This is a genomic window from Rhodospirillum sp. A1_3_36 (assembly GCF_047263945.1).
In the GTDB taxonomy this organism is placed as follows: Bacteria; Pseudomonadota; Alphaproteobacteria; order Rhodospirillales; family Rhodospirillaceae; genus Rhodospirillum.
In genome coordinates this window covers 1-25767 of the sequence record NZ_JBLAVB010000020.1, presented here as the reverse complement: position 1 = coordinate 25767, position 25767 = coordinate 1, and the positions used below count along the sequence as shown (strand labels likewise).

Genomic DNA, 25767 nt, shown 5'->3' with positions numbered 1-25767 from the left:
ATTTGACCATGAGCGTCGAAGAATTCCACCTCCCGCAGCCGGACACGCCGCCTCAACCCGGCTATCTGACCGACCATAAGGGGCACCTTGTCCCCGAGGCCCATATCAAGCCGGTGCAAGCTCTGGAGGATCAAATGGTTCGCAGAGTGATGGGATTCGCCGTCGATCTGGCCAACCAGATCCGGCGGTTCAAGGGGCACGTCTTCGCCGACACCACCACCTACATGGTCCTGGCCGAGGAGCAATACGGCGCGACGAAGCGCGGCGCCAAGGGCAAGGGAAACGTGACCTTCCAGACCTTCGATGGGTTGATGCAGATACGGATCGCCGTCGCTGATCGCCTGACCTTCGGACCAGAATTGCAGGTGGCCCGAGGCCTCTTTGCCGAATGTATCGACGCCTGGGCCGAGGGCGCACGGGATGAGTTGCGCACCTTGGTCGATGACGCCTTCCAGGCCGACAAGGAGGGACAGGTGTCGCGGGATGCGGTGTTCCGGCTCCTTCGTCTCGACTTCGAAGATCGGCGGTGGCAGAGCGGCCAGGAGGCCATCAAGGACTCCATCCGGGTCATCGGATCCAAGTCTTATGCTCGCTTTTACATCCGGGATGGCTTCGACGCGCCTTGGACCCCGGTCCCCATTGATATCGCGGCGGTGTGACATGGCTGACACCTTCGACATCAACCAAGCCGCTGACGATCTGATCTCGCGCGCCGAAAGCATCGCGAAATCCGGAGGCATTGGCGTGGACAACGCCTTCGTGCCGCTTTTCGCAGCCGTTTGCCGTGCGTCCATGAAACATGGTACGGCCGGGTTCCTCGCCGCATCCATGATTACCAACCTGCCGCGCATAATTTCGTGTGCAGACGGTCTGGTCGAGTTCCCGACCGATGGCGAGGAGGAAGACGATGGCGAGGAAACCTAAGCCCTTCCCCGTCACGCTGGAGTCTGCATGGGAGGCCTTTTGGGTGGCCTACCCGCGCCGGGACGGCAAGGTAAAAGCGCGGGAGGTCTTTGCGACCTTGGTCGTCGGGGGAGTCGACCCGGCCTTCCTGGCCCGCGCTGCCGAGCGGCAGGCCCGGGCCTGGACGGCCAAGGGCATCGATCCGATGTACTTCCCCTACGCCAGAACGTGGCTCGGACAGCGCGTGTTTGAGGATGATGCGCTCGTCGATCCACCTGAAGGCGACCACCAGGGCGAGGACGCCTCGGGCACCCCCGAGCCGGACTATGAGCTGTGGCCCGCCTTCCAGGCCATCGGCATGGACCGGGACAAGTTCGATACCTGGATTGGGCCGCTCACCGTGGTTCGCGCTGCTGGCGGTGTCGTCGCTACCCTTGAGGCGCCCACGCCCTTCCACGCCGACTACGTCCGTGGCCGCCTGGACCCGGAAGTGCGTCGGGCCTTGGGACATTGCCCGGAAATCACGGTTCGGAGGGTTCCGAAATGATCGACGAAGCATCCCTGCAGGGATTGGTCCGCGTGGCCGAAGTCATCGCCCAGGACCAGTGCGGCGGCTTTTGTCGGGCGCATGAGGTCTTGCTCGCCGCAACCCTGATCGCGGCGGCGCGGCACAACTGCACCGCTGATCTCAATCAACTTTTGGCCGAGCGGGAGGGCGCCATCGCCCTGACCGGTCAGGGCGCCGCAACTAAGTCGTAGCCGATCAAAGGAAGGGGAAGGCAATGGAAAAGGACGTGTTGGATGTTCGGGTGAAGGTGATGGAAAGCGTGGCTGCGGTCTGCATCGGGCACCCCGAAATCTTCGCCGGTCTCTTCGCTGAGATCCTGTTCATTGTCGAGCATGGGCCGCAGGCTTCCGAGCCTCCACCTGCGCCAAGGAGGAAGTGAGAGATGAGTGGCCTCACCCTTTTCGGGCACCTGGAGGGCGTCGAACCCGCTCCTGTGTACCGTACCCTCGAAGAGCAGGCGAAGGCGGCGGAATGCTGGGAGACCGCGCCCTGGGCCGCAAGCGCGATCCTGCGGGTGGAGCTTATGACCCGCCTTGTCGTCGACCCATGTTGCGGAACGGGAATTCTGTCCCGGGCCGCGCGCGCGGTCGGATACGAGGTTGAGAGCTGGGATCTCCACGATTGGGGCTATCCAGGTACTGTCGTTGGCATCGACTTCCTGTCGGTCGAGCGGGACCTGACCGGTTACACGGTCTTCATGAACCCGCCGTTCTCACTGGCCTGCGCCTTTGTAGATCATGCTTTTAGGCTCGGGGCCAGAAAGGTCATCTGCTTCCAGCGGCAAGCGTGGCGGGAAAGCGATGAGCGCCGCTTGTGGTGGGCCAAAAACCCTCCCGCACGAATTTGGGTCTGCGGAGATCGGGCCACCTGCTGGCTGTTCACGGTTCCACCTGAAGATCGGAAGAACGGGTCGCCGGTCGCTCATGCTTTCTATGTCTGGGAACGCGGCCATAAAGGCGCCGAACTTGGTGGCGCGATCTACAAATCCGGAGGGATCGAATGATGACATCTGATCGGAAAGCCCTGATCGCCGCCGTTCACGCCGGGGCCAAGGATCTGGCCATAGACGAGGACGCGCGCCGAGACTTGATGGAGCGCATCACGGGGCACCGCTCCGCGGCGAAGTGCACCGACAGTCAGCTTGGTGCGATCCTAGACGAATACCGGAAGCTGGGCCGCAGGCCCACCGGTCGGCAGGGCTTCAAGCCCGCCGCCAATCCCTTGGCTCGAAAGGTCCACGCCCTGTGGGATGAGCTGAAAAAGCGCGGCGCGGTCACGGGCGGGCGCCCGGCCCTACGCAAATGGTGCGGGCGCCAGTTGTCGCCGGACGAAAACGTGCTGCTCGATCCGGACCTACTGCGGAATGACCAATTAAACCGCCTGATTGAGGCTCTGAAGGGCTGGGGCGAGCGGGTGGAAAAGGAACAAGGCAATGGCTGATCTGGACAGCGTCAAGCGGCGGATCGCCGCACTACTCGATAAAACCACCGCCCGAGGTTGCACCGAAGCCGAGGCCGTCGCGGCGGCGGCCAAGGCCGCCGAATTGATGCGAGAGCATGGGTTGGACGAGGCGTGTCTCGGCATGGAGATGGCCGACGCACCTGCCAGCAAGCATCCGACGGTGACAGATGCCCTGTGGGTTGCCATAGGCGCTTATACCGGCTGTGTTAGCGTGGTCGATACAGCCATCGGTATCCGCAGCTACATCGGTCGCGCGCCGGGTCCGACCATCGCCGCCTACCTTCACACCTTCCTTCACCGGTATATTGAATCGGCGGTTGATCGCTTCAAAGCGTCTGCGGAATATAAGAAAAAGCGCAAAGGTGTCACCCGGCGCCGGGCTTGCACGGCATTCCGCAAGGGAATGACGGATCGGCTGAGGTTGGCCGTGCGGGATCATTTCGGGGCACCTAACCCCTTGCTGATTGAGCAGGCCGAGGCGGAGCGGGATCGGCGGTTTTCCGGGCTGAGAACCCGGAACGTTCCTGTACCGAAGAATTTAGACCGTCATTGCAAAAGCCGCGAGGCGGGATACCAAGCAGCTGACGGCGTTAAGCTCCGACACGGCGTCTCGGGCTCGGGCTCCGGCCCCCGGATGATCGGGGGCGGGAATGGGTAGGGTCAGTTCACTTGCCCTCGGGGATCGGTTCCTTGAAGAGGAGGCCGAACTCCGTCTCGCCGCTCTGGAAAAGTCGGGCAGTCGTGACGTCCGAAAAAACGACCCGAAGCTCTTCGCGGCGCCGAACTTCGTATTCACCCTGAAACGGAACGCCGACGTCACCGACGAAGACGCTGCCGACCATCATGGTCTTGACGTCCTTCAGGTCATTCGCAAAGGAAACGGTGACCTTTGTTTCTTCCAAATTCGCGCGCGGGGCACCGCTGAGTTTCCGCTCCACGGCCGCCTGCGCCGCGCCGACCTGCTCTCGGTTCAGGGTCAGGGCTATCCTATATGCGTCACCGGCCTCGGACTCTGTAGCGGCGACAGCCATGATCGGCCAGCTGTCGCGATCCTCGCCATTCTTGAGAACGGCGATATCGAAAGTAACATCCAGCGCATTATCCATGCCGGTCTTGCGGCATTGCGGATTGCGAATATTCGGCAGATAGGGGGTCAGGGCTTCTGTAACCGTCGGCCCGTATTCTTGACACTTCTCGGCATTCGGCATGGGTACGGACAATCGGGCTTCGCTTGTCAGGACTTCGCCCGCCACAGCAGCCTGGATATCCGACAGGTAAACAGTCATCGCCGTTTCAGGCTTGCAACCGGAAAGTCCGGTTCCCGCAACCAAAAGATAGGTCAAAATTTTGATTTTCTGTTTGATCATCGTCATTACCCTCTCACCGAACACCATCAAGGTGTGCAGGATGCCATCGGGTTCGGCGGGAGTCGAGCGGGTGATTTCCCGCAGCTTTTCGCAATGGGCGAGCGCTTGATTTTCAGCCGCGCCTCCGAGGTTCGAACGGGGGCGGTTGGTCATGCGTAGGATCCCCGGGACGGTACGGCTCACCATGAGCCCCTGGTTCCGGCCCTTGCCCCTTGTTGGCGAGTACCTGGCCAGCCGGGGCAAGCGTGCCCGGCGGGCCTATCTGGTCGTTCAAATCGAGCCGGGAAAGAGCGGGTTCATCGTTGATGCCGAGCCAACCAGCCTCGCGGGGCTGGATGACGACGCCAGGATCCATCGGTTCGTTTGGCATTCGCGGAAAAGGAAACGGGGATGATGGACCTTCCTGAAATCGCGATATCCGTCCGGCAGCCCTGGGCCTGGGCCATCGTGGCGGGCTTCAAGAACATCGAGAACCGCTCCACCTTCGCCGTGACCAAAGGCGGCTTCGAGCCCCGGCGTGTGGCGATTCATGCCAGCAAGGGCATGACCCGGGAGGAATATGAGGATGCCAGGGACTTTATGGCGTCTCTCGGCGTCCGCTGTCCGCGACCCGATTGTCTTGTGCGTGGCGCCATCGTCGGCGCCGCCACAGTCACGGCCATCGTGAAGGCCCATGAGAGCCCCTGGTTCTTCGGCCCCCGGGGCCTTGTGCTTGCCGATCAGGTTGAAGTCCCCGCGATCCCGGCCATCGGCGCACTGGGGTATTTCAAATGGAGCCCGAGCGGAGCGCCTGAGTTGGAGCCTTTGCCCTGGATGAAGGCGTGGCCGAACCGACCGGGGCGCCGCGAAGCCGCTGCCGCCCTTCCTTTATTGGATCCGGGGTACGGCAATCGGTTGGGGCGAACAGGGTCATGATGAACCCATCTCACCACATCTTGATTTTCAGCCGCGCCGGGCGTACCGTCGTTGTTAAGGGCCTCGAAAACCCGAAGACAGTAGGCGGCAACGCCCCCCGACAGCGTGGTGGTTCCTTTTCCCACTGTGCCCAGGGTCCGCATGTGTATGTCCAGGGTTTCGGCCTAAAGACATGCGGGCACGACCTACTGCGTGTTTTCGAGCCCTGGGCGCCGATGTGCCGCCTCGAAAACGGCCAAGGCGCTCCCACTTTAGCCAGTAGGAGTACCCGTGATGATCATTCATCCTGCGGCCCAGGTCGCGTTTCTCGACACCACCTTCGATGTCTTCGACTTGAATGGAACTCGTTGGGTAAGGGGGGACCACATCCGGACCACCCTTGGAATCCCCCAAACCACATTCAAGCGATTGATCAAGGCTCACCGCTCAGAGTTCGGGGCGGCGATGATGGCAACGATCACGGCCCCCACCCCTGGGGGCGCCCAGCAAGTTCGGATTTTCTCTCCTCGTGGCGCGGCGCGTGTGGCCATGTTGGCCCGAACGGATCGGGCAGCGGCCTTCCGGGATTGGGTATCGGACGTACTGGAGGGCAAGGCGCAGCCGCCCCTTGCTCATCCGGAAGAACCCGCCTTGCCCGCGACTCTGGACCTCGCGGCCCGTTTGGTCCGGTCCATGGCCCTGCCATCTCCAGACGATCTGGTACCCCTGTTGGCACCGGAAGCCCGGCGGGTCCTCCGGTACCGGCGTTTGGGCTTAATGACGTCGGAAATCGTCAAGTTGACCGGGCGCCGCCCCACCTACGTCAAGGATATCACGGCCCGTCTGCGCGCCATCGGCCTGCTGGGAGCGTCCCATGTCTGACCGCTGGATCGATCCGGAAGTGGAGGAGATTATTAGGGCCTGCGTCGATCAACTGCTTGGGCAAAAGGCAGAGGGGACGGTTGTCCCGTTTCCCATGGACCGCATCGGCCACCCCGACCGCGTCGGTCTTCGCCTCCGTCACCGGCGCGCCGGACCTTTGGGGCCGCGCCTCGTTCAATGACTTTGGCGGGGGGCGGCCATGAGCCGCCCCCGCACTCTTCCCATCGGCCTTGTCCGGATCGCCGAGGTGATTGGTGAGGACAAGGCTGAACTGCTGGGCAGGGCCATTGGTGGCGTAGAGACCTATATACCCGTGCGTGCCGAAGCCGATCATCCTCTTGCCCAGGTCGTTGGTTTCGCTGACATGGAAAAATTATGTGCGGCGTTTGGCGCCCAGCGACTAGATATTCCTCGTGGCGTCTACTCTCGCATGGTCAAGGCCGCGATTCACCAGAACCCCGGCCTCAGCAACCGTCAGGCAGCCTTGCAACTGGGCTGCACCGAGCGGTATGTTTCGATGGTCCGGAATGCGGGCAAGGCCCGCGATGACCGACAGGGCGACCTGTTCTAGGTCCCCTCCCCCGGAACTGTTCCGGACAAGCCTCACCCCCCACCTCCGACCATACTCCGAACCGTAGCGCGGCCATCCGCGCCCCCGGTGTTTAACGCCGCTGTTCAATGGTTCGGAGGGTCCCGTGAATAATCCGGTGAATAGTCTGTCGCCCGACCGGGTTTGGGCCTTGGCCCGGGCCGAGGTCCTGGCCCACGAGGGCGGCTTCGTCAATCACCCCGCCGATCCCGGCGGGGCGACGAACCATGGGGTGTCCCTTCGCTTCCTCCGCTCGCTCGGCCTTGAGCTGGGCGATGTGGACGGTGACGGCGACATTGATGTCGATGACATCAAGGCCCTGACGTCGGACGATGCCGCCGAGCTGTTTCACCTGAAATTTTGGGGTCCCTGCGGTTGCGATAAAATCGCCGAAATCTCCCCCATTTTGGCCATCAAGCTCTTTGATGTGGCCGTGAACATGGGGGGTCGGCAGGCGGTCAAGCTCCTCCAGCGGGCGACCGTACCCCTTGGGGTTGGCGTGGTGGATGATGGGATCGTGGGGCCGCAGACCCTTTCGGCCATTCGCGCAATCCATCTTCGCGGTCACCTTGTTTCTGAACTCTGCCTTCAGCAGCGCCGGTTCTATCTGGCTTTGGTCAAAAAAAATCCGGCACTCAAGGCCTTCGAAGCCGGTTGGCTCGCCCGCGCCCGCTGGATTCCCTCGATCTGATTTCTCAAACATCAAGGAGAGCACTGTGAATAAAAATTGGTACCAGTCCCGCGCCGTATGGGGCGGTTTAATCGCAACCGTCGGGGGCCTTCTCCAAGCGTTCGGCTTCCCCATCGATGACCAGACGACCGCCGCCGTGGTCGATATCGCAACGCAGCTCGGGACGGCGGCGGGTGGCGTGCTCGCGATTTATGGACGGCTCAAGGCCCAGCGGCCCATCGGCTCCGGTGGCTGACGATGGCGACCGGGCGCAAGCGGCCATGGAGCGGCACCTTGCGCAAGCCTTAAGCGCCCATTCGCGCCGACCGCAGGTCAATGGAAATGGGATCTGCCGGGATTGTGGGTGCGAGATCCCGGCGGAGCGCCTCGCCGTTCTGCCCTGGGCTGCGCGGTGTGTCGACTGCCAGGACGATCACGAAAGGGACATGCGGGCATGACGGTTCAACTTGAGTTCTATCAGTTCATCGGCCTGCTTGTTGCCTTTTTTGGGTTCGTGTTTGGCGCCGGAAAGCTGCTTCTCAGTCAGATCGGGCAGCGGCTCGACGAACGGTTTTCCATCGTTGAAAAGGCGACCAACGATCTGCGTGACCTGGAAAAACAGTTCATGCAGCTCAAGGCCGATCTACCGGTCGATTATGTCCGTCGCGAAGACTACGTGCGCGGGCAATCCATCTTGGAAGCCAAGATGGACGGATTGGCCATCAAGCTCGAAAACGCCCAATTGAGAGGACTGAACCATGGTTGATCCGGCGAAGGCCCGGCGTGAATACCTGCGCTGGCTGATCATTCTGACGCTGAATAATGCCCGACCAATCGGCGCCTATGAAGGGCCGGTATTGACCGTTGCCCAGGCCGAGTATTCGGACGCCACGGCCTTGGAGCTGCGCAAGGAGTTGGACTATCTGGCCGACCGCAGGTTGGTGGATCTGCGCAAGGAGCCCACGGGCCGGTGGTTTGCCGAGTTAACCCGGTATGGGGTTGATCTGGCCGAATACACCATCGACTGCGCGCCGGGCATCGCGCGCCCCGCGAAGTATTGGTGAGCCATGGGCCGCCCTTCGACCATTCGCCGTCTCCGGCCAGACATCAAGGATCATATCGACGCGGCCCTCGCGGCGGATTCAATGACCTTGGACGAACTCATTGGCGATTTGCGGGAACGGTTTCCCGAAGACGCTGGCCAGGGCGACCTTCCGTCGCGGTCAGCGCTCGGGCGATACGGTCAGAATCTGAACCGGCGGCTTACGGCGATCCGGGCGAGCACCGAGGCCGCGAAGATTATCACGGCGGGGGCTGAGGATAGCCTAGATGCCCGATCCGAGGCCTTAACGGCCATGATCCAGACCGAACTGTTCGAGTCCATCATGGCGCTTCAGGAGGCCAAGGCCGAAGACATGGAACAGGGTGAGCGGGTCGAGCTGTTGTCGAAGGCCGCGAAGAACATCGCGACCCTGACACGCTCTTCGGTGAACCTCAAAAAATTCAAGGCCGAGGCGGAGGAGCGGGGCCGCAAAAAGGCCGAGGAGGCGGCGCACAAACGCCTCGCCGCCCTGATGCCGGAAGATGGCCGCGACCCCAAGGAGATGACAACAGCGGAGCTTGAGGAGGCGATCCGTGAACGCATCCGCCCCCGATCTTAATCCGCTTTTGGCCGAAAGGGATCGGCGCAAGTTCGAAGCAGAGCTGGCCCGGAGAACGTTCGGCGGTTTCGTCGGTTACACGCGCCGGGACTATATTTGGTCCCGGTTTTCGCGCGAAGTCTGCGCCGCTATCGACCGGTTTCTGGATGACGTGCACAAGGGCAAGCGACCGATCCTGGTTCTTCAGGCGCCGCCCCAGCATGGCAAGTCCGAGCTGGTCAGCCGCATGCTGGCCCCCTACATCTTTGGTCGCTGGCCGAATACCCGGATCGCGGCCTGTTCCTATTCGGCGGATCTGGCCAAGGACATGAACCGCGATGTGCAGCGGATCATGATGGCTTCAGAGTTCAGGGAGGTCTATCCGCGCAGCGCGCTCAACACGAGGCGGGCCGCTCATGTCGAGGGCGAGGCCCTCCGCAATTCCGACCGGTTCGATATTGTCGGCAAAAAGGGCTATTACCTCGCCACGGGCATCGGCGGCCCCTTGACGGGTAAAAGCGTCGATATCGGCATTATCGACGATCCGATCAAGAACGAGGCCGAGGCGCGCTCCCCCGCCGTGAAAAAGGGGATCAGGAGCTGGTATGAAACCGTCTTCCTGACCCGCCTCTCGAAGCGGTCTGGTCAGATCATTATGGCCACGTCCTGGGCGACGGACGATCTCGCGGCGACGATTCTGAAAGACAATCCGGACGCGGTTCACCTGAAATTCCCGGCGATCAACGACAACGGGGAGGCCTTGGTTCCGGAGCTTCATCCCCTGGAACAACTTCTTCAATTCAAGAGGCTGATGGCGCCCGCCAAATGGTCGGCGCTGTTCCAGCAGAACGCCGTCCAGGACGGCGGCAACATCTTCCAGGAAGCATGGATCCAGGAGTGGTTCCCCGCCGATCTGCCACCGGTTTTCGACGAAGTGATTCAATCCTGGGACATGACCTTCAAGGATACCCTGGGGTCGGACTTCGTCGTCGGACAGATTTGGGGGAAAAGGGGCGCGGCCTACTACCTTCTGGATCAAATCCGCGACCGCATGTCGTTCACGGCCACGGTCGAGGCCGTCCTGGTTATGACAAAGAAATGGCCCGAGGCCCTGGCCAAGCTGGTGGAGGACAAGGCCAATGGACCGGCCGTAATCAGTACCTTGAAGAATACCGTGCCGGGCCTGATCCCCATTGAGCCCGATGGATCAAAGGTAGCGCGAGCCTCGGCTGTCACGCCGTTATGGAAAGCCGGAAACGTGTATGTGCCGCGCAATGCCGCGTGGCGCAAGGACTTCGACGGCGAGGTGATCGCCTTTCCGGCCGGGTCGAACGATGATCAGGTTGATGCCATGACCCAGGCTCTGCGCTATTTCGTCGGCGATTCCCTGGCCATTTGGGAGACCCTTGGACAATGAGCCCGCCCCGCCGCGCATCAGCCGCGTCCCGTCCCGCCCGTCCCGCCAAATCCTTCCTGGGTCGCGCCCGCGTCCGTGATGGCTTCGACAATGTCACGGCCCGGCTTGGTCTTGGCGCCGACAATATGTTGGCCGGATCCACATACCGGAAAAACCGGATCGTCGACCAAACCGAACTGGAAGACATGTACCGCACCAGCTGGGTTGTCGGTCGGATGGTCGAGGTCGTGGCCGAGGACATGGTTCGCGCCGGCCTCGAAATCAAAGGCCCGATGGCGCCGGAGGATATCGACCGGCTTCATGCCGGTTGGCGCGAGACGGGGATTCCGGGGCGCCTGTCCGATGCCATCAAATGGGGCAGGCTGTACGGCGGTGCCCTGGCGATCCTGTTGATCGACGGGCAAGCTTTGGACGAACCCCTGGACCTGGATACTCTTGGTGAGGGCAGCTTCAAGGGCCTGATTGTGGCTGACCGCTGGCAGGTGACGCCGTCCGAGGAGAAAATCCGCGACCTCGGCCCGATGCTGGGATATCCGGCCTATTATACCCTTGATGACGTGGCCGGGTTGGACCTGCAAAGGGTCCACCATAGCCGGGTTTTGAGGTTTGTCGGGGTCGAGCTGCCCCGGTACGAAAAACTGCGGGAACAGGGGTGGGGCGCGTCCGTTGTTGAACGGGCGTTTGATCGGATCCTGGCGCTCGACAGCGCCACTTACGGCTCGGCCAATTTGATGATGAAGAGCTTCCTTCGGGTCTTTTCGATCAAGGATTTCCGCCGGATTTTGGCCCAGGGCGGCCCGGCGGAATCGGGCCTGATGAAAATGATGGAGATGGTCCGCCAGACCCAATCCAACGAGGGCATCACCATCGTTGATTCCGAGGACCAGGTCAGCGCGATCAACTGGTCTTTCGCCGGTGTGTACGATGCCCTTCAGGCCTTCGGCGAGCAGATCTCCGGCGCCTCGGGCATTCCCTTGGTGCGCCTGTTTGGGCAGGCCCCAAAGGGCTTCGCGACGGGCGATAGCGACCTGCAGATGTACTACGAGACGATCTCGACTGCGCAAGAGGATGACCTGCGCGGGGCCGTCTGGTTGCTGCTGGAGGTGCTCTATCGGTCGGTATTTGGCAAGCCCCCGCCGGACGGCTTAACGTTCAGTTTCGCGCCACTGGCCAGCCCCTCGCCGCTGGAGAAAAGTCAGATCGCGACGGCGGATTCCCAGGCCATTGCCGCGCTCACCGCCGGGGGCATCATCGACCATGGACAGGCCCTGGAGGCCCTGCGCGAAAGCGGGCGGGTCACCGGGCGGTTCACCGGGATCCGGGATGAGGACATTGAAGCGGCGCGGGAGGCAAATATCGCCCCGCCCCTGCCGGAGATGCCGGACGAAGATCCCCTTTCCCTGACGCCTGGCCCGGCCCATGACGCCTGAGGTCAATGCCCCCACCCACGCCAACCCGGCCCAACCCTGGCCCGGGTTGGCGTGGTCCTGGACCGATCAGGCCAAGAAGGCCGATGGGGATTTCCAGCCCAGCAAAGCTGCCGAAAGAACCTATGCCAAGCAACTGGGTTCCGTGGCCGGACGGGTCCGCCAGATCACGGCGGGCGGTGGGGACCCCGATCAAAAGATCAGGTTGCTGCGGGCCTATGCCACGACCCTGAACGCCTGGGCCGAGGCCGCGGCAACCACCATGATTGCGGCGGCGGCGCGGAAGAACGATCAGATCTGGCGCCGTCAGTCCGAGCGCATCGGTCAGGGCTTGCGTGAGCATCTGACCAGTTCGGTCAATGGCGTGACCCTGCAAAAGCTGATCGCGGTCAATGCGGGCAACATGAAAAGTCTTGCCAGCGATGCCGCCGACCGGTTGGCCAATTTGACCCAGGAGGCCCTGGTGACCGGTATGAGGCCGGAGGAATTGGCCAAGAAGATCGAAGCCGCCGGGGATGCCACGGGTGCGCGGGCGCGGACCTTGGCTCGGACAGCGGTATCCAGCGCCAACACGGCCCTGACGAAACAGCGGGCGCAGGGGATCGGCGGGACCGGATATATCTGGCGCACGGCCCGGGACGGTGGTGTCCGGGGGAGTCATGCGGCCATGGAGGGGAAGTTTATCGAATGGGACCATCCACCAACTATCGACGGGTATACGGCCCACGCGGGGGAGTTTGCCAACTGCAGATGCTATTGTGAGCCGGTGGTGCCTCGCCCCGGCACGGGCAGACCCGTGGCCCAGCCGCTACCGACCGAGGAATCCACCGGGGGTAAGCCGACGTTTCTCTCCCACTGGGAAAAGCACAATAAGCAGGTGGTGCCATATGAACCGGACCAGCCCCTGCCCGGCCATGAGCGGGCCGACCTGCCCATCGGCAAAATCGCCAACTACTCCCTCGTCAACGAGAACAAGGCCCGGGTGTTCAAATCTGCGTTGGGCATGGATGTCAGTCACGCCGAGGACCTTCAGCGACAGTTGCTGGAGGGGTTGGCTACCGCCAGGACCAAGCGGGGGAAGGTTGATGAATATGGCGAGCGGATCACGGCCTATATTCCCGTCACCGGCCCCAACGGACGAACGGTTGAGATTGAGACCGGCTGGATCTATGCTCGAGCTAATGGCAGACAGGCGGAGCATCCCCGAATGACCACGGCTTTCGTGATGGAGAAGTCCGGGAAATGACCGGCGCATTAACCGATGAGCAGGCCATGCGCCTTTGGCTCCTGACCGCCGGGTCCGAGGGTGGGTCTGAGGGGCGCTTGGATCACCTGCCCCTTAAGCTGGCCCGTCTGGCGGTTCGTCAGGGGTTGGCTCTGTCTGATGCCGGGGCCTGGGTTTTAACAGATCAGGGCCGCGCGTTTGTCGCGGCCGTACGGTTGGGGGAGGAGTGAGTCATGTATCCCGAGGAAACCCGCCTTCGCCTGAAGGAAAAAGTGATCGGAACGAATATGAGAAGTGATGCGCCCTTCGAGCTGGCCGCGGGGCTCGAGGGGACCGTCATCATCTCCAGTCCATCGGTGCCCGATACTCAGGTCCTGGAATTCGTCATTCCCGGCCCGAACAACAGCGCCGACCCCTACGACCTATCCTACGTCGAGGTCAAGCTGCACGATAGCCAGGTCGAGGCCGTGACCGGGAAAACCGCCTAGGTTCCCCGCAGGGGGCTCTTCGGTGCCCCCTGGCATGGTTGGGGCTCCCGATGCCGCCCCGGCGATCCTGCCCCGTTCAATGGGCGTTCAATGGAGCCCTTTGAGGCCACGCCCCACCCTGGGGCTCGCATCTGCCCCCAGGGCGGCCCATAAGGGGCCTTAAGAGGGTCCGGGATCGCCAAGTGGGCTCATCCCGCGATCAGGGGCCGAACACTTAGCTCCCGCGCCACGGCGCCCAAAAAAATCCCCCACCTTCCCCCTGGCCCGGAACAGTTCCGGGCAAGCCAGCCCTCGGGTCGACCGGTAGTCTCCTCCTTGTCGCAACTCAAGGAGCGAACCCGTGCCCCTCATCCTCGTTTCCACCAGATTGTCGGATCGCATTTCGGAGACCCCCGAGGGGTATCTGTTGTGCGAGGGCGTGGCCCTGGCCCGCACCGGCGACCTGGAATACCTGCCCGAGGAAGTGCCGGTCACGCCGGGCGATGGTGACATGATTTTAATCGAGCGGGGGGAGGCCGACCTGTTCGACAAGGCCACCATGGCCAGCTTCGAGGGCCGCCCCCTGACCGACGGCCATCCGTCCGACGACGTCACGCCCGCCACATGGAAAAAGCTCGCCCGCGGTGTGGTTCAGAATGTCCGGCGGGGTACGGGGCCCGAGGCCGATCTGCTGCTCGCCGATCTGCTGGTGACCGATGCGGATGCCATTAAGGCGGTCAACGGGGGCCTGCGCGAACTGTCCTGCGGCTATGACGCCGACTACATCGAAATCGCCCCTGGCCGGGGCCGTCAAACCCACCTGCGCGGGAATCATGTCGCTCTGGTGAGCGAGGGCCGTTGCGGCCCGCGCTGCGCCATCCGCGACTGGCGCACCAAGACGAGGGATCACCACATGAAGACGAAAAAGCCTGGGCTTCTGGCGACCCTCTTGGGGTCTGCGGGCGTCCGCAAGGCCATGGACGCCGACCCCAGGGTCAAGAAGGCCCTCGACGAGGCCCTGGTCGAAGGCCAGGCCGGGGACGAAGATCCGGAGGAAAAACCGGTCCCGGCGACGGACGAGGGGGAACCCGATCTGGCCGAAGACATGGCTGAGATCAAGATGCTGCTGCGTTCCTTGGTTGAAAAAATGGGCGCGACGGGCGACGAGGATCCCGAGGTGATGACCGACGAGGATCCCGAGGACACCCAGGATGAGGACCCCGAGGACGTCCAGGATGAAGACCCCGAGGTCACCAAGGACCGCAAGCCGCGCAAAACCGGCGACTGGGCCACGGCCACTCTGGTTCGGGATGCCGCGATCCTGTCTCCGGGCATGATCGCCAGTACCGGCGACCGGGCCTCGGTGGTCAAGCGGGTCGCGCTGCGTGCTGCCATGAAGGATGGCGCCGTAGCCCGGGCCGTCAAGGCCATTGCCCGCGACGGCATCGACCGGGCGACCGGCCCAACCCTCGACGCGGCTTTTTCGGCGGCGGTCGAGATCAAGCGGTCTGCGACCAATGGCCGTACCGCCGATGCTCTGACCCGGGGTGATGCCAAGGGACGCGACGCGGGGGCCTATGACACCCCCGCCAGCCTCAACGCCAAATTCGCGGAATACCGCAAGAACATGAAGGGATAACCGATGGCCGCCTATTCCACTTCCATGCCCACCGGCATCCCCGGGGGTGTCAGCCGCCGGGCCGAGGCCACCCTGGAGCCGGTCAAGCTGTCCGCCGAGACGCCCTTTGGCACTCCCCTGGCCCTGACGGCTGGCGCGGCTGGCGCGGCCGTGACGGCGGCCAGCGTCGTCTCTTTCCTCGCTCGGGCCTTTCAGACCGGCGCCGGGACCGGCGGAAATTCGGCCAGCGCCGGGTCCATTCAGGACCAGCTCCGCCGGGGCTATATGTCCGTGCGCCTGTCCGGAGCCGAGGCCACGGCGGCCGTGCGCGGTGGCTCGGTCAAGCTGATCGAGGCCGACGCGGGTGAATACGTCACCGGCGAACTCGCCGTCTCCGCGGGCGTCGCCATTCCCGGCGCCACCTTCATGGGCCCCCAGGATTCCGACGGCACCGTCGAAATCGCCTTCAATATCTAAGGAGCGCGCCGACATGATTGGAATTCGAACATACGATCGGCGGACCCGGGACGAGGCCGGTGCCTTCCTGGTCGGCGAACTGGAGCGGCTGGATACGACCTTCAACGCCCCTTTGACGGAGGTGACCTGGCAGCGCGACATCGACCTGCGCGAGGATATCGCGATGGAGGACGAGGTCGCGGCCTTCACCGTCACCGATTTCGCCGCCGCAGGTTTCGCGGGCAAGGGCAAGTCCTGGATCGGATCGGGTTCCACCGCCATTGGCGGTGTCGATATCAATACCGCGAAGATTGGTCAGCCCCTGCACCTGTGGGGCCGTGAGATCGGCTTCTCGACGATCGAGGCGGCCAAGGCCCAGCGGTTGAATCGCCCCATCGATACGCAGAAGTACGACGCCATGCAGATGAAGTATCAGCTGGACGTCGATGAGATGGTCTATATGGGCGACGGCGTGGTCGGCGCGACGGGTCTGCTCAACAACACCGCCATTCCCCCCATGGGCCTCTCTGCGGATTGGTCGACGGCGACGCCCGCCGAAATCCTGGCCGACGTCAACCTGTTCCTGACCCACGCCTGGACGCGCTCGGCCTACACCGTCGCCCCGGATCAGCTGCGCCTGCCTCCCGAGCACTTCGCGCTGCTGCTCCAGCCGGTCTCCAGCGGGGGCTCCATTTCCATCCTGGAATATGTCTCCAAGATGTGCGTTTCTGCCGCCAAAAACGGGCGGGACCTGGAGATTCTTCCCCTCAAATGGTCCGTTGGCGCCGGTGTCGGTGGTCTGGACCGCGCGGTCGCCTACACACGCAGCAAACGGTACCTGCGGTTCCCCCTGGTTCCCGTCCAGAAGACGCCGCTTGAAGTCCGCGGGCTTCAGCACCTGACAGTTTACTACGGCCTGCTGGGCTGGGTTGAATTCGTCTATCCCGAAACCGTCAGCTACGGCGATCTGGTCGCCCTCGGAGCGTAAGCCATGGATCGCCAGATCATCGTGACCGAGCCCTTTTCCCTGGGGAGACGGACCATCGGTAGAGGCATCCAGACCGTGACCCGATCGGAACAGGCGCACCCCTACCTCAAGGCCTGCGAGGTCGCGGGACGTTTTGTTTGGGCGAAGCCCGAACCGGTGTCGGAGTCCGAACCCGAGCCCGAGCCCGAAGGGGCCGCCGATCTGGTCGCGTTCATCGGCCAGCTCGATACCGGGAATTCCGACCACTTCACCAAGGCGGGTCTTCCCGAAACCAAGGCTCTGTCCGAGGCGGCGGGCCGGACGGTCACGGCGGCGGAACGGGACGCGGCCTGGGGAGCCTTTCGGGCCAAGGCCCAGGAACCCGAATAGGAATACCGCAGGGGAGAGCAGCGACGTGTAGGCCCGGTGGGCCGCCCGGGGTCAGGAGGCCGTCCGCCCCGAACAGCGCCCAGGCCGGGACCGGCCCCAGGCGGGTGAGAGGCCCGCCACCACCGGCCCCCGGGACCTGTTGATCAGGCCCCGGGGGCGCCCGGATCGAACCATGAGGTCGCACCATGACACCCGCCGAATTCCGAGAGATGATCCCCGCCTTCGCTGACGCCACCGTCTTCCCGGATGCGACGGTGACGCGCTGGCTCGCCTTCGCTGAAAAGCGGTGCCCGCTGGAGCGGTGGCAGGATCTCCAGCCCCACGGTATCGCCTTTCTCGCGGCCCACCACCTGACCTTGATCGCCGCAGCTTCCAAGGCCACCGATGGCACCGGCGGCCTGGATGCCGCCGGGGGTGGCGTGGTGTCCGAAAGCAAGACGGTCGGGTCGATCTCCACATCGATCAGTCGCGGCGGGGCGGCGGCCACAGCCGACATTCGGGGAGGTGACTACAATTCGACCAGTTGGGGAAAACAGTACTGGTCCCTGGCCGCGACCATCGGCGCTGGAGGACTCGTGGCATGATCCCCGACATCACTGTTCAGGGCCCCTCTCAAAGGGAAATGGAGGCGCGGGTCAAGCGCACCATGACGCTCCTGAAGGGCTCCGAGCTGTTAGTGGGCATCCCGGCTGAAGAGAACACGCGGGAGGGCGAGCCCATCGGCAATGCGGCGATTGGCTACATACAGGAATTCGGCGCGCCCGAAGCCGGGATCCCGGCCCGTGCCTTTCTCTATCCGGGCATGAAGGCGGCGGCGAAGGACATCACCGATCTGCTCGCTGACGCGGCGCGGGCGGCCCTGCGGGGGGACGCGGGCGGCGTCATGGCGGGGTTCCACGCCGCCGGGCAGGTCGCGGTGAACGCGGTTACAGCCAGGTTCGTCGACAATGATTGGCCTGCCCTGGCCGATGCGACGCTTGCCGCGCGGTGGCGGGCAGAAAACCCCGCCGATCCGGTTCCCGAGGGCGGGAAACGCAAGCATCGCAAAGCGGGCAAGCCCGCCCGGTCGAATCCCCTGATCTTTCGTGGCGCCCTGCGAAACGCCATCACCTACGTGATCCGGAGGCGCGGTCAATGAGCTTGGATCTGTCCGCCATTCTGTCCGACCCGGAGTTTACCGAGCCCCTGAGCCTGCGGGTCACCGCCGAAAGCGTGGATGACCATGGGCGGCTTGTGGAGGCTGCCGAGGTTTTACACGAGATCCAGGCCAGCATCCAGCCCGCGAGCCCCGACGAACGGGAAAGCCTGCCCGATGGGCAGCGCGACAAGGCAACCGTGGTGGTTTGGACCATCACGGATCTCGATGTGCTCGGCGAGGATGCGGCGATCCGCTTTAATTGGCGGGGGACCGACTATCTGATCCAGGCCGTGGAGCCCTGGCCGAAGGGCGGCTACGTCCGAGCGCTCGCGACGCAGGAAGGTGTTCAATGAGCAACGACAGCGCCACCGGCGGCTTCCTTCCCTTGGATACGGGCCTGACGGCTCATGCCCAAGAAGACGCGATCTGCGAGACCATCGCCGCTCTGTCCGGCCTGTCCGGCGGCATGGTCCGCCCGCGTTGGCAGCCCAAGCCGCCCCCACAACCCGCCGAGCATGAAAACTGGTGTGCCTTCGGTGTCATCGATGAGCAACCCGAGGGGATCTCGCTGAGCCATAAGCCCGGTCTGTCCGTCCTCCACTCCGAGGATCGGCTAACGATCATGGCCAGCTTTTATGGCCCTGAGGCCCATGCCAAGGCCAAGGCGGTCAAGCTGGGTTTGGCCGTCAAACAAAACCGTGAGGGGTTGTGGCGAGCGGGCATGGTGCTGGTCAAGGTCGGCGGCCTCGTCGCCGCGCCAGATCTGGTTGGGCAGAAATGGGTTGGCCGCCAGGATCTGACCGTCACGCTGCGGCGCGGGGACGATGTCGCCGTTCCCATTCGCGATCTGGTTGAGGCCCCGGTTGTCCTTTCCGGTGGCGCACTCACCGTCACCGCCAATTCATAGGAGCCGTCATGGTCAAGGAACTGTCTGTCGACCGCCTTGTCAACGTCACCATCAATCTACAACCGCTGGCGGCAGCCCGGCGGAATTTCGGTGTGCCGCTGATCGTCGGGGCGTCGTCCGTGATCGATCAGTCCGAGCGGATCCGAACTTATACCGACCTCAAGGGCGTGGTTGCGGATTTTGGTGTGCTTGCCCCGGAATACGCCGCCGCGACGATCTTTTTCAGCCAGAGTCCGCGACCGAAAATCCTGCGCATTGGACGCTGGGTCAAGGCCGATGCCCCGGCCATCCTTCGCGGCGCGGCATTGACCACCGAGGAAGCCGATATCGGACAATGGACCGGCATCGATGCCGGATCCTTGACCATCACCGTCGGCGGTGTTGAACAGACGGTTTCAAATCTGGATTTCAGCGCGTCCTCGACCCTGGAAGGCATCGCCGCGATTATCGATGCGGCGCTGGGTGGCGTTGGCGCGGGCCTGACCTACGACGGCGAGCGGTTCGTTTTATCCACGGCGGCCACCGGCGCCGCAGCCTCTTTGGGATGGGCTACCGGAGCCCTGGCCGCCCAGATGAAGCTGACCGTGGACACCGGCCTCGCGCCCGTGGGCGGTATGGCCGCCGAGACACCGCTGGAGGCCGCAGTAGAATTCGCCGATCTGGCGAGCGACTGGTATGGGCTGTATTTCGCCGATCCCGATTTGACCGTCGACCAACACATCGCCGTCGCCGGATACATCCAGGCCAGCGCCAAGGCTCGGGTGTACGCCGCAACGATCACCGATACCCGGGTTATGGATTCGACCTATGTCCTGGATCTGGCGACCCGCCTCAAGGCCCTGGGGTATACCCGGACCACGGTGGCCTATTCGGCCAATCCCTATGCGATCATCTCGGCCTTGGGTCGGGCCTTCACCGTCAACTTCAACATGAACCGGTCGACGATCACGCTGAAGTTCAAGCAACTGGTGGGGATTGTGGCCGAGGGGTTGCGCGAAACGCAGGCGATTGCGCTGGCTAACAAGCGCTGCAACGTCTTCGCGGCATACGACAATGATACGGCCATTTTTCAGGAAGGCGTGATGTGCGGTGACGCCTATTTCGATGAAATCCACGGTCTCGATTGGCTGGCCAACGCCATCCAGGTCTCGGCCTACAATTTGCTCTATCAGTCGAAAACCAAGATCCCCCAGACCGACAGCGGCGTGAACCAGATCATAACGGCCATTGAAGGCGTCCTCGCTCAGGCCGTGAGTAACGGCTTGATCGCCCCGGGCATCTGGAACGCCGATGGGTTCGGCCAGCTGGAGCGCGGGGATCGGCTTGACAAGGGCTGGTACATCTACGCCCAACGCGTGGATGACCAGGATCAGTCGGAACGGGAGCAGCGTAAGGCGCCACCGATCCAGATCGCGGCAAAGCTGGCCGGTGCGATCCACAGTCTCGACATCGCCATTGATGTGAATCGGTAAAGGAGAAAGGGTCATGCCTGCCTATTCATTCTTAGACGTCCACGCGGCCATCGATGGTCCGGGGGGCAATATCGCCATCGGCGGCGAAGAGTCCGGAACCGCGTCCGAGGGAATTTCGCTCGACGCAACCGGGGACAAGAACGCCATGACGGTCGGCGCCGACGGCTCGGTCATGCACACTTTACGGGCTGATAAATCTGGCACGGTCACCATCAATCTGCTGAAGACGAGCTCGATGAACGCCCAGCTCCAAAACCTGCTGACCTATCAGGAAGGTTCGTCGGCGCGGTGGGGGCAAAACACGATCACCGTTCGCGATACGGCCCGGGGCGATACCTACACCTGCACCGCTTGCGCCTTCGCCAAGGATGCCCCGAACGGCTATGCCGAGCAGGCCGGAAATGTCGTGTGGACCTTTCATGCCGGGCGGATCGACCGCCAGCTCGGCACCGGCACACCCGAAAAGTCATAAGAGATAAGAGGATACCATGGCACTTGAAGAATTCACCGCCGGCCCCCTGACCCTGAAGCCCAAAAAAATGGATGCCCGGAAGCAATTCCATATCGCCCGGCGCTTGGCCAGCCTTTTGGCCAAAGTCGACGGGCTGCCCGTCGGCTCTTTCCGGTCTGCCGGATCGGCGACCGAGGCCGAGGCGCTCAAGATCGCCGGAGCCATCGGCGAGGCCCTCTCAAGCCTGCCCGACGAGCAGGTCGACTATATCCTCGACGCCTGCCTCGACACCGTCGATGTCAAGCAAACGGGCGGGGGCTGGGCGCCCCTGCGGGCCAGAGGGGTCCTTATGTACCCCATCGATCTGCCGACGCTGCTGATTGTCGTCGGTCGGGTTTTGTTGGGTAACCTCGCGGGTTTTACGGACGCCCTGCCCGGGCTTGGGCCAGCCCTGGCGGGCCTGACATCAAATGGGTGAGCATGGCAACCGGCGAAGACTGGCTCTATCGGCCCGTCCTCGCCGGGTGCTGTCGGGTCGAAAGTCTTTTTGATGGATCCCTGACCCTGGCGGACGTCGCCGATCTGAACGAGGCCCTGGATGTGCGGGACGAAAACGAGCGGCGGGGCCGGGAGTGGGCGGCACGGAGGAGAGATTAAGTCATGCTCGGTGGCGTAATCGCGGAATTCCTGGCGAAAGTCGGGTTCCAGACCGACGACAGTTCAATGTCCAATGCTCTGACCAAGGTCAAGGGCTTCGGGATTGCCGTAGGTGTGGCCGCCGGTACAGCCGTCGCCGGAATCCTGGCCATCGCCAACAAGTACGATGAACTGGGCGCCTCATCTGATGCCCTGCGCATTTCTGCCGATCACCTCGCAGAACTGCGCTACGCGGCGGAAGAGGCGGGCTCCAGCGCCGAAGCGTTGAACGCGTCACTGGCCGGTATGATTTCGACACGGCCTTACATCACCGACACCGCCAAGGCCCTGGAAGAAGCGCGCGAGCGCATGGCGGGCATGGGCAAGGCGGCGCGCGAGCTTTATGCCCAGCGCATGGGCATAGATCCTGCGTTGATTCCCATGCTGACCGCCGACGTCGGCGCCTTGACCGCCGAATATCGGTCCATGGCCGGGGTGGCAGGGATCGGTGCCCAGGCCGCCGCCGAGTCTGCCCGGTCCCTTTTAGCGGAAATCACGCGGCTGAAGGCCATGGCCGGGCTGGTGGCCGATGCGGTCGGCGTTGCTCTTTTCGACAAGCTGCGCGAGGGGTTCGAGGGTCTGCGCCGAAAGATCACCGAAAACTTCGACCGCATCCGCGCTACCCTCCAGGCCTTCATTTCATTGGTGCTGCGCGTGGCCGGTTCAGCCATGGCCTTCATCGGGCGCCTGGTCGAATGGGTTATGGATCTGGCCGATGCTTTTTTGGGGTTGGACGAAAGCCAAAGGATCGCGGCGATGGCCGTGGTGGGCCTGCTGGCCGCTTGGCGCTTGCTCAACGCCGGATTTTTGGCGACCCCACTCGGTTGGATTGTGGCCGGGATCATCGGCCTGATTGCCTTGATTGACGATTTCCAGACCTATCTGGAGGGTGGAAAAAGCCTGATCGACTGGGGTCCCTGGGCGGGCACAATTGAAAAGGTCTGGGGCCTCTTAAAGCCCCTGGTGGGGCTTCTTAAGGGGCAGTTCGTGGGTGCGCTAACCCTGATCGGCGCCGCTGTCCGCGCCGCAGTCGACCTGATTATCGGACTGGTGGATATCGCGGGCAATGTGGTCAAGGGCGTGGTGGCCCTGGTCACCGGTGACTGGCAGGGCGCGGTTGACGCCTGGATAGCGATTGGCGAGACGATGGCGGAAACCATCCTCGCCATCTGGAGCGGTCTGGCCGAGGGGATCGCCGGGTATTTCGTCGCCGCGGGTGCGGCGTTCAAGGCGGCATTCCCCGATTTCACGGCCTGGGGCGAGAAGGCCGTGGCCGTGATCACCGGCGTGTCGGCCATCCTGTTCCAACCTATCGCGGTCGCGCTCACCCATTTGTCGGCGCAGGTTGACCGGTTCATTGCCTTCGTGAAGGCGGTCTTTTCCGGCGATCTACAAGGCGCCGTAGACGCGGGCAAGGCGATCATCGTCGGGTTCGCCGATGGCTGGATCGCAACCGTTAAGGCCATGATCGATACCCTGCTTAGTCTGTTCAAGCCGATGTGGGCGGGGATCGAAGCGGCATTCCCCGATTTCGCCGGTTGGGCGGAAAGATCAGGAAAGGCAATCGCTGACAGTATTGGCAGCGCCCTCCGCTGGGTTGGCGATCAGGCCCGGAAGGTTCTGGATTTTCTGCCGGACTCCGTGTTGGACGCGGTCGGTCTGGGGTCCGCGCCAAAAATCGACCAACCACCGGCCACTCCCGATTTATCGGCCCCGGCCTTGACGCCATCGCCTGCGGCGGTCTCGACGGGGCGCGGCGAGACATCTGGCGCGGGAAGCAGGCCTGTCACCATCAATCAAAAAACTGAAATCACCGTCACTACGACCGGCGATGCGATGGCCGCCGGTCGGGCGGTTGCCCGGGAGCAGGATGGGGCGGCGGCGAACGCAGCCCGGTATATGACCGGCGCGATGCGATGAGCTGGGCACAGCAAACCGAACCGGTGACGGTGATGCCCGAGCGCCACATCGGCGGGCTGACCGCCGATGTGGTGATTGAGGAGACCCATGAAGACGGTCTTGAGGTCACGGAATTCCCGGTGGAGCAGGGCGCGGTCATTTCCGACCATGCCTACCTTAAGCCCCAGTCGCTGGTTCTGCGCATCGGTGCTTCGGACTCTGGCGCGGATGCCACGGAAGGCGCCAAACGCAGCCAGGAGTTCTACGACAAGCTGCGCGAGCTTCAGGGTAGGCGCGAGCCTTTCGATGTCGTTACGGGCAAACGGCTTTATTCAAACATGCTCGTTATCAGCATTTCGACCACCACAGACGCGGATACCGAAAATGCCTTTATCGCGACCGTCGAGTTGAGGGAAGTGATCATCGTCTCGACCTCGGTCACCACGGTTCCGCCCCGCGCCCGGCACCGTTCTGGGAATCAAACCGGCGGGGTGTCGGACAAGGGGAAAAAACAGCCCCAAAAGGAAAGCGCACTACAAAAGGCGTTCGGATAATGGCGAGCTGGATCATCCCCCTAAGCCCCGAACCGCAGACCTTCACGGTCACCCTGGTCGGTGTCGAATGCCGCCTGACCATTCGGTGGGGGTGGGCGAATGAAGGTGGCTGGTTGCTGGATCTCGCCAAGGCCGAGGACGACGTGCCTCTCATCGCGGCCATGCCTTTGGTCACGGGCTGCGATCTTTTGGCCGCCTATGGTCATCTGGAAATCGGCGGGGCGCTGTGGGTGTCATCGGCGGACGGCGAACCGGCGGGTGAGGACGATTTAGGCACCGCCGTGAAGCTGATTTTTCAAACGGAGGATGCGGCATGAGCGGAGACCGTCAATGGATTCGAACCTGTTCTCTCCTGGTCGGAACGGCCTCGGGCGAAGGCCTCGACCTGTCCGGGTTGAGGGTCCAATTCCAAACCACCAAGGGCGACATTGAAACGCCGAACAGCGCCACGATCACCATCACCAATCTGTCGAAATCAACCGCGAGCCGGATCGGCGGTGAGTTCACGACCGTGTTTTTATCGGCAGGCTATCAGGGTAACGCGGGCCTGATTTTCTCGGGCAACATCCGGCAGGTCCGGACGGGACGGGAAAACGGAACGGAGTCCTGGTTGGAGATGACCGCAGCCGACGGCGACCATGCCTATGCCCACGCTACAGTCTCCACGACGTTGGCCGCAGGTGCGCGGCCGGTCGATCAGGTGGCTGTCGCCGGGAAATCCATGGCCGAAAAAGGCGTGACCACAGGCCATATCGCCGATATCGGCGGCCAGCCGCTGCCACGGGGGAAAGTCATGCACGGCATGGCGAGAAAATACCTGCGCGATGTGGGGCAGGATCGTGGCGCGGTCTGGTCCATTCAGGACGGCGCATTGCAAATGGTGAGGCTGGCGGGCTATCTGCCCGGCGAGGCCGTGGTCCTGACCCATGAAACCGGGCTTCTGGGCATGCCCGAGCAGACCGATCAGGGCATCAAGGTCACCTGCCTGCTGAACCCTCGGCTGCGGATCGGAGGGAGGATCAAGCTGAACAACGAGTCGATCCAGCGGGCGAAGACGCCGCTGACAATCGGGGCCTGGAACAAGTCGGCGATGATCGACAGCGATGGGATTTACCGCCTGATCAAGGCGGACTTCAAGGGTGATACCCACGGGCAGGATTGGACCGCCGACCTGCTCGCCATCGGCATGGACGACACCATGCATATTCCTCTGGACCAGATAGGAGTTTGAGATGGATCGGCGCGAGAGGCTTCAGGATTCCACCGAAAGCAACCGTATGGCCCAGGACGGTCGACAGGCCGAGATGTGGACGGCGTTGCCGGGAATTATTCAATCCTACGATCCCAAGGCGATCACCGTAACGGTCCAGCCATCTCTTAAAGGTATCCTGACCGATGAGCGTGGCAAAGCGACCGAGGTGACCCTGCCTCTGCTGGTCGATGTTCCGGTTTGTTTTCCCTGCGGAGGCGGCTTTAGCTTGACCTTTCCCATTAAGCCGGGGGACGAGGCAATGGTGGTCTTTTCCAGTCGATGCATTGATTCCTGGTGGCAGTCCGGGGGCATTCAGGGTCAGGCCGAACGGCGGATGCACGATCTATCCGATGGTATGGCGATTGTGGGTCTACGCAGCCAACCGCGCGTTTTAAACCCCGTGGCCGATCCGGAAAACGTCCAACTGCGCAGTGACGATGGCGAGCAGCACATCACC

42 protein-coding genes are annotated in these 25767 nt (G+C 63.0%); 41 read left to right on the top strand and 1 reads right to left on the bottom strand.

From position 1 onward, the window contains the following. Positions 1–8: 8 nt before the first annotated feature. From ACLIRY_RS23135 to ACLIRY_RS23100, 8 genes are read left to right on the top strand one after another with little or no spacing between them, the layout of a single operon-like run. Positions 9–659 (top strand): DUF3164 family protein, encoded by a 651-nt coding sequence (locus tag ACLIRY_RS23135; RefSeq protein WP_413207793.1) that lies wholly within the window; start codon positions 9–11, stop codon positions 657–659. A gap of 1 nt (position 660) precedes the next feature. Continuing rightward, positions 661–924 carry a hypothetical protein gene (locus ACLIRY_RS23130; RefSeq protein ID WP_413207792.1) on the top strand — a complete coding sequence of 88 codons (264 nt, stop codon included), beginning with the start codon at positions 661–663 and terminating at the stop codon, positions 922–924. After that, a complete protein-coding gene (locus ACLIRY_RS23125) occupies positions 908–1450 on the top strand; it encodes a DnaA N-terminal domain-containing protein (protein WP_413207791.1) in 543 nt (180 codons plus the stop codon). Before ACLIRY_RS23130 ends, ACLIRY_RS23125 begins: the two co-directional genes overlap by 17 nt. Then, the gene (locus ACLIRY_RS23120; RefSeq protein ID WP_413207790.1) at positions 1447–1662 is read left to right on the top strand and encodes a hypothetical protein; all 216 of its coding nucleotides are present in this window, start codon (positions 1447–1449) and stop codon (positions 1660–1662) included. The genes ACLIRY_RS23125 and ACLIRY_RS23120 overlap by 4 nt, the downstream gene beginning before the upstream one ends. A gap of 23 nt (positions 1663–1685) precedes the next feature. After that, a complete protein-coding gene (locus ACLIRY_RS23115) occupies positions 1686–1850 on the top strand; it encodes a hypothetical protein (protein ID WP_413207789.1) in 165 nt (54 codons plus the stop codon). Between the two features lie 3 nt (positions 1851–1853). Continuing rightward, entirely contained in the window at positions 1854–2474 is a 621-nt protein-coding gene (locus ACLIRY_RS23110) for a hypothetical protein (protein WP_413207788.1), read from the top strand. Continuing rightward, entirely contained in the window at positions 2471–2911 is a 441-nt protein-coding gene (locus ACLIRY_RS23105; protein WP_413207787.1) for a regulatory protein GemA, read from the top strand. Before ACLIRY_RS23110 ends, ACLIRY_RS23105 begins: the two co-directional genes overlap by 4 nt. Beyond that, positions 2904–3590: a DUF2786 domain-containing protein gene (locus ACLIRY_RS23100; RefSeq protein ID WP_413207786.1), complete on the top strand. Its 687-nt coding sequence runs from the start codon at positions 2904–2906 to the stop codon at positions 3588–3590. Before ACLIRY_RS23105 ends, ACLIRY_RS23100 begins: the two co-directional genes overlap by 8 nt. A gap of 7 nt (positions 3591–3597) precedes the next feature. Here ACLIRY_RS23100 and ACLIRY_RS23095 read toward each other — a convergent pair whose 3' ends face one another. Then, on the bottom strand, positions 3598–4452 hold the full coding sequence (locus ACLIRY_RS23095; protein ID WP_413207785.1) for a hypothetical protein: 855 nt from the start codon (positions 4450–4452) through the stop codon (positions 3598–3600). On the opposite strand from ACLIRY_RS23095, the gene ACLIRY_RS23090 reads away from it, so the two are divergent. The 33 genes from ACLIRY_RS23090 to ACLIRY_RS22930 all read left to right on the top strand — a co-directional run. Next, the gene (locus ACLIRY_RS23090; protein ID WP_413207784.1) at positions 4451–4693 is read left to right on the top strand and encodes a hypothetical protein; all 243 of its coding nucleotides are present in this window, start codon (positions 4451–4453) and stop codon (positions 4691–4693) included. The two genes, ACLIRY_RS23095 and ACLIRY_RS23090, sit on opposite strands and share 2 nt — an antisense overlap. Continuing rightward, positions 4690–5214 (top strand): hypothetical protein, encoded by a 525-nt coding sequence (locus tag ACLIRY_RS23085; RefSeq protein WP_413207783.1) that lies wholly within the window; start codon positions 4690–4692, stop codon positions 5212–5214. The genes ACLIRY_RS23090 and ACLIRY_RS23085 overlap by 4 nt, the downstream gene beginning before the upstream one ends. Positions 5215–5487: 273 nt before the next feature. Continuing rightward, positions 5488–6075, top strand: coding sequence for a hypothetical protein (locus tag ACLIRY_RS23080; protein ID WP_413207782.1), 588 nt, complete (start codon positions 5488–5490; stop codon positions 6073–6075). Continuing rightward, the gene (locus ACLIRY_RS23075) at positions 6068–6256 is read left to right on the top strand and encodes a hypothetical protein (protein ID WP_413207781.1); all 189 of its coding nucleotides are present in this window, start codon (positions 6068–6070) and stop codon (positions 6254–6256) included. Before ACLIRY_RS23080 ends, ACLIRY_RS23075 begins: the two co-directional genes overlap by 8 nt. Positions 6257–6274: 18 nt before the next feature. Next, positions 6275–6646: a hypothetical protein gene (locus ACLIRY_RS23070; RefSeq protein WP_413206736.1), complete on the top strand. Its 372-nt coding sequence runs from the start codon at positions 6275–6277 to the stop codon at positions 6644–6646. A 124-nt stretch (positions 6647–6770) separates the two neighbouring features. Then, positions 6771–7355, top strand: a complete 585-nt coding sequence (locus ACLIRY_RS23065; protein WP_413207780.1) for a glycoside hydrolase family 108 protein — start codon at positions 6771–6773, stop codon at positions 7353–7355. Between the two features lie 25 nt (positions 7356–7380). Next, on the top strand, positions 7381–7590 hold the full coding sequence (locus ACLIRY_RS23060; protein WP_413206734.1) for a hypothetical protein: 210 nt from the start codon (positions 7381–7383) through the stop codon (positions 7588–7590). Further along, complete coding sequence (locus ACLIRY_RS23055; RefSeq protein WP_413207779.1) at positions 7583–7792, top strand: TraR/DksA family transcriptional regulator; 210 nt, start codon at positions 7583–7585, stop codon at positions 7790–7792. The genes ACLIRY_RS23060 and ACLIRY_RS23055 overlap by 8 nt, the downstream gene beginning before the upstream one ends. Then, positions 7789–8100: a hypothetical protein gene (locus ACLIRY_RS23050; protein ID WP_413206732.1), complete on the top strand. Its 312-nt coding sequence runs from the start codon at positions 7789–7791 to the stop codon at positions 8098–8100. Before ACLIRY_RS23055 ends, ACLIRY_RS23050 begins: the two co-directional genes overlap by 4 nt. Then, a complete protein-coding gene (locus ACLIRY_RS23045) occupies positions 8093–8398 on the top strand; it encodes a hypothetical protein (RefSeq protein WP_413207778.1) in 306 nt (101 codons plus the stop codon). The genes ACLIRY_RS23050 and ACLIRY_RS23045 overlap by 8 nt, the downstream gene beginning before the upstream one ends. A gap of 3 nt (positions 8399–8401) precedes the next feature. Further along, complete coding sequence (locus ACLIRY_RS23040; RefSeq protein ID WP_413207777.1) at positions 8402–8995, top strand: phage protein Gp27 family protein; 594 nt, start codon at positions 8402–8404, stop codon at positions 8993–8995. Continuing rightward, positions 8970–10391 carry a phage terminase large subunit gene (terL, locus tag ACLIRY_RS23035; protein ID WP_413207776.1) on the top strand — a complete coding sequence of 474 codons (1422 nt, stop codon included), beginning with the start codon at positions 8970–8972 and terminating at the stop codon, positions 10389–10391. Before ACLIRY_RS23040 ends, terL begins: the two co-directional genes overlap by 26 nt. Next, the gene (locus tag ACLIRY_RS23030) at positions 10388–11821 is read left to right on the top strand and encodes a DUF1073 domain-containing protein (RefSeq protein WP_413207775.1); all 1434 of its coding nucleotides are present in this window, start codon (positions 10388–10390) and stop codon (positions 11819–11821) included. Before terL ends, ACLIRY_RS23030 begins: the two co-directional genes overlap by 4 nt. Further along, positions 11811–13064, top strand: coding sequence for a phage minor head protein (locus tag ACLIRY_RS23025; RefSeq protein WP_413207774.1), 1254 nt, complete (start codon positions 11811–11813; stop codon positions 13062–13064). The genes ACLIRY_RS23030 and ACLIRY_RS23025 overlap by 11 nt, the downstream gene beginning before the upstream one ends. Further along, positions 13061–13273, top strand: a complete 213-nt coding sequence (locus tag ACLIRY_RS23020) for a hypothetical protein (RefSeq protein ID WP_413207773.1) — start codon at positions 13061–13063, stop codon at positions 13271–13273. The genes ACLIRY_RS23025 and ACLIRY_RS23020 overlap by 4 nt, the downstream gene beginning before the upstream one ends. A 3-nt stretch (positions 13274–13276) precedes the next feature. Continuing rightward, entirely contained in the window at positions 13277–13531 is a 255-nt protein-coding gene (locus ACLIRY_RS23015; RefSeq protein WP_413207772.1) for a hypothetical protein, read from the top strand. Positions 13532–13871: 340 nt separating this feature from the next. Further along, positions 13872–15149 carry a DUF2213 domain-containing protein gene (locus tag ACLIRY_RS23010; RefSeq protein WP_413207771.1) on the top strand — a complete coding sequence of 426 codons (1278 nt, stop codon included), beginning with the start codon at positions 13872–13874 and terminating at the stop codon, positions 15147–15149. Between the two features lie 3 nt (positions 15150–15152). Then, a complete protein-coding gene (locus tag ACLIRY_RS23005) occupies positions 15153–15605 on the top strand; it encodes a hypothetical protein (RefSeq protein ID WP_413207770.1) in 453 nt (150 codons plus the stop codon). Between the two features lie 13 nt (positions 15606–15618). Further along, positions 15619–16572, top strand: coding sequence for a DUF2184 domain-containing protein (locus ACLIRY_RS23000; protein ID WP_413207769.1), 954 nt, complete (start codon positions 15619–15621; stop codon positions 16570–16572). 3 nt (positions 16573–16575) lie between these two features. Next, entirely contained in the window at positions 16576–16941 is a 366-nt protein-coding gene (locus ACLIRY_RS22995; protein WP_413207768.1) for a hypothetical protein, read from the top strand. A 185-nt stretch (positions 16942–17126) separates the two neighbouring features. Further along, entirely contained in the window at positions 17127–17525 is a 399-nt protein-coding gene (locus ACLIRY_RS22990; protein ID WP_413207767.1) for a DUF4054 domain-containing protein, read from the top strand. Then, the gene (locus ACLIRY_RS22985; RefSeq protein ID WP_413207766.1) at positions 17522–18079 is read left to right on the top strand and encodes a hypothetical protein; all 558 of its coding nucleotides are present in this window, start codon (positions 17522–17524) and stop codon (positions 18077–18079) included. Before ACLIRY_RS22990 ends, ACLIRY_RS22985 begins: the two co-directional genes overlap by 4 nt. Continuing rightward, positions 18076–18432, top strand: a complete 357-nt coding sequence (locus tag ACLIRY_RS22980) for a hypothetical protein (protein WP_413207765.1) — start codon at positions 18076–18078, stop codon at positions 18430–18432. The genes ACLIRY_RS22985 and ACLIRY_RS22980 overlap by 4 nt, the downstream gene beginning before the upstream one ends. After that, the gene (locus ACLIRY_RS22975) at positions 18429–18986 is read left to right on the top strand and encodes a hypothetical protein (protein WP_413207764.1); all 558 of its coding nucleotides are present in this window, start codon (positions 18429–18431) and stop codon (positions 18984–18986) included. Before ACLIRY_RS22980 ends, ACLIRY_RS22975 begins: the two co-directional genes overlap by 4 nt. 8 nt (positions 18987–18994) lie before the next feature. After that, a complete protein-coding gene (locus ACLIRY_RS22970) occupies positions 18995–20458 on the top strand; it encodes a DUF3383 domain-containing protein (RefSeq protein WP_413207763.1) in 1464 nt (487 codons plus the stop codon). A gap of 13 nt (positions 20459–20471) precedes the next feature. Beyond that, a complete protein-coding gene (locus ACLIRY_RS22965) occupies positions 20472–20930 on the top strand; it encodes a phage structural protein (protein ID WP_413207762.1) in 459 nt (152 codons plus the stop codon). 16 nt (positions 20931–20946) lie between these two features. Next, positions 20947–21387: a phage tail assembly chaperone gene (locus ACLIRY_RS22960; RefSeq protein WP_413207761.1), complete on the top strand. Its 441-nt coding sequence runs from the start codon at positions 20947–20949 to the stop codon at positions 21385–21387. A gap of 2 nt (positions 21388–21389) precedes the next feature. Further along, positions 21390–21566, top strand: a complete 177-nt coding sequence (locus ACLIRY_RS22955) for a DUF6889 family protein (RefSeq protein ID WP_413207760.1) — start codon at positions 21390–21392, stop codon at positions 21564–21566. A 3-nt stretch (positions 21567–21569) separates the two neighbouring features. Continuing rightward, entirely contained in the window at positions 21570–23525 is a 1956-nt protein-coding gene (locus ACLIRY_RS22950) for a hypothetical protein (protein WP_413207759.1), read from the top strand. Beyond that, positions 23522–24058: a phage baseplate protein gene (locus tag ACLIRY_RS22945; RefSeq protein WP_413207758.1), complete on the top strand. Its 537-nt coding sequence runs from the start codon at positions 23522–23524 to the stop codon at positions 24056–24058. Before ACLIRY_RS22950 ends, ACLIRY_RS22945 begins: the two co-directional genes overlap by 4 nt. Then, on the top strand, positions 24058–24375 hold the full coding sequence (locus tag ACLIRY_RS22940) for a phage baseplate plug protein (protein ID WP_413207757.1): 318 nt from the start codon (positions 24058–24060) through the stop codon (positions 24373–24375). The genes ACLIRY_RS22945 and ACLIRY_RS22940 overlap by 1 nt, the downstream gene beginning before the upstream one ends. Continuing rightward, positions 24372–25289, top strand: a complete 918-nt coding sequence (locus ACLIRY_RS22935) for a phage protein (protein ID WP_413207756.1) — start codon at positions 24372–24374, stop codon at positions 25287–25289. The genes ACLIRY_RS22940 and ACLIRY_RS22935 overlap by 4 nt, the downstream gene beginning before the upstream one ends. 1 nt (position 25290) lies before the next feature. Then, positions 25291–25767: Gp138 family membrane-puncturing spike protein (locus ACLIRY_RS22930; protein WP_413207755.1), on the top strand; the 477-nt coding region annotated here is incomplete at its 3' end.